The sequence below is a fragment of the Streptomyces sp. HSW2009 genome (genome assembly GCF_040240285.1).
Lineage (GTDB): Bacteria > Actinomycetota > Actinomycetes > Streptomycetales > Streptomycetaceae > Streptomyces.
Genome location: NZ_JBEHZD010000858.1, coordinates 1 through 2,232, shown reverse-complemented (window position 1 = coordinate 2,232; position 2,232 = coordinate 1). Strand labels below are relative to the sequence as shown.

Genomic DNA, 2,232 nt, shown 5'->3' with positions numbered 1-2,232 from the left:
CCCCCCCCCCCCCCCCCCCCCCCCCGGGGGGGCCGGCGCGGGGGGCGCCCCCCCCGCCGGGGCCCGGCGGGCGGGCGGGGGGGGCGCGGGGGGCCGGCGGGGGCCCCCCCCCGGCCCGGCCCACCTCGCGCCCGCCCGCGCGAGGCCGCGCCGACGCCCGACGTCGGGCAGGCCCGCGCCCCGATCGCCTCGCGCCCGCCCGCCCGCCCGCGCGTGAGGGCGGCGGTAGCCCGACCGGCGCGGGGTCACCCCTGGACGATGCGCTCCACCGCCGCGGCCACGAGCGCGTCCCGCTCGGCGGGGGAGAGGACGTCCGGCAGGGTGAGCTGTTCCACGACGAGCCAGTTGAACGCCAGGTAGAGCAGCCGGACCGCGGTCGCGTCGCCCGGCAGCCCGGACTCCAGGTGGTAGGCCACGTTGGCCTCGATGTCGGCGCGCCCCCGCTCGGTGAGCACCGCCCGCAGCGCCGGCCTGCGCGTCGCTTCGAGCCGCAGTTCGAGCAGGGCCAGGTAGCCGGCGCGGTAGTCGGTGATCCGGGCGATGAGCTCCCGCATCAGCTCCGCGTACGTCTCCCGGTCCCGGCCGCTCGTCCGCTGCCTGGCGATGGTCGCCTCGTCCGGCTGGAGCCGCTCGTAGACCCGGGCGCCGGCCTGGGTGAGCAGGTCGTCGCGGTTGGCGAAGTAGTTGGACGCGGTCCCGGCGGGCACGGCCGCCCTGACGTCCACCGCCCGGAAGGTCAGCCCCCGGGCGCCCTCCGCCGCGAGCACCTCGATCGCCGCGTCGACCAGGGCCGCCCGCCGCTCGTCGTTCCGCCGCACCATGCCCACCACTTCCGTTCCGTCGTCGTACCGGGCCCACCGCCGCAGGCACCGCCTCGCGCTCCCGCAGCCCCGGTGCCTGCGGGTTCGTGCACCGCACCGGGCGCCACCGCCCCGCGGCGCCGGACGTCGTACGGGCCGACCGGCCACACCGATGCCGTACGGGCCGCCAGCCGCTCCAGGCAGAGTACTACGGTTGAAGTTCTCTGAGGTTGCCCGCAGCGGAGCGGACCTGCCACCGGTCCGTACGGCCCCGCGCCCGGTGCGTGCGAGCGGACCTGCCACCCGGGCCGTGCGGCCGGGCCACCGCAGCCGGACCTGCCACCGCAGCGGAGCGGACCTGCCACCCCGGCCGGCGGGCCACGTACGCTGGCGGGATGTCCGCCAGCCGCATCTGGGTCCCGCCCGGCCCGTACGACCTGGGGCGCAACATCGCCGTGCTGCGCCGCGGCCCGGGCGATCCCGCGTTCCAGGTGGACCCGGACGGCACGATCTGGCGGGCCTCGCGCACCCCGCAGGGCCCGGGCACGATCCGGCTGGCGCGCCGCGGCGACGGGATCGAGGCGCAGGCGTGGGGCCCGGGCGCCGACTGGCTGCTCGACCGCCTGCCCGACCTGCTCGGCGGCCACGACGACCCGGCCGGCTTCCGCCCGCGCCACCGGCTGGTCCACGAGTCCCACCGGCGCCACCCGGGGCTCCGCCTGATCCGCACCGGCCTGGTGCTCGAATCCCTGGTGCCCTCGATCCTGGAGCAGAAGGTCACCAGCGACGAGGCGTACCGCGCCTGGCGGCTGCTGCTGAGCCGGCACGGCGAGCCCGCGCCCGGCCCGAGGGACCGGATGCGGGTCATGCCCGACGCCAGGACCTGGGCGCTCATCCCGTCCTGGGAGTGGCACCGGGCAGGTGTGGACGGCAAGCGCTCGGCGACCGTGGTGCGCGCCGCACGCGTGGCCCGCCGGCTTGAGGAGGCGGCGGCGATGCCGCTGCCGCAGGCGATGGCGCGCCTCCAGGCGGTACCCGGCATCGGCCCGTGGACGGCGGCCGAGGCGCTCCAGCGCAGCAACGGCGCACCGGACGCGGTGACCGTCGGCGACCTGCACCTGCCCGGCATCATCGGCTACGCGCTCACCGGCCGCCGCGGCACGGACGACGCCGCGATGCTCGACCTGCTCGCCCCCTACGCCGACCACCGCCACCGCGCCTGCCGGCTGATCCTGCTCGCCGGCGTCACCCCACCACGCCGCGCCCCGCGGCTGGCCCCCAGCGACATGCGCGCCCTCTGACACCCGGGTCGGAACGGGCACCCTCCGGCCCCTGCCGGCACGGACGCCCCGCGCGGCCACCCGTGCCGAGGGACGACCGGGGGGGGGGGGGGGGGGGGGGGCGGGGGGCGGCGCCCCCCCCCCCCCCCCCC

Annotated in this window: 2 protein-coding genes; one reads left to right on the top strand and one right to left on the bottom strand. The window is 79.3% G+C overall.

Annotated features, from left to right (window positions below):
• Positions 1-245 precede the first annotated feature (245 nt).
• Entirely contained in the window at positions 246-821 is a 576-nt protein-coding gene (locus AAHZ94_RS32960; protein WP_349997382.1) for a TetR/AcrR family transcriptional regulator, read from the bottom strand.
• Positions 822-1,195: 374 nt separating this feature from the next.
• Here AAHZ94_RS32960 and AAHZ94_RS32955 point away from each other — a divergent pair, with 374 nt between their 5' ends.
• On the top strand, positions 1,196-2,101 hold the full coding sequence (locus AAHZ94_RS32955; protein WP_349997381.1) for a DNA-3-methyladenine glycosylase family protein: 906 nt from the start codon (positions 1,196-1,198) through the stop codon (positions 2,099-2,101).
• The last annotated feature ends 131 nt before the right edge of the window (positions 2,102-2,232 follow it).

Bases quoted from the DNA above. Each gene is read 5' to 3' on its own strand.
- AAHZ94_RS32960 (WP_349997382.1), bottom strand. From the start codon at position 821: ATGGTGCGGCGGAACGACGAGCGGCGGGCGGCCCTGGTCGACGCGGCG.
- AAHZ94_RS32955 (WP_349997381.1), top strand. From the start codon at position 1,196: ATGTCCGCCAGCCGCATCTGGGTCCCGCCCGGCCCGTACGACCTGGGG.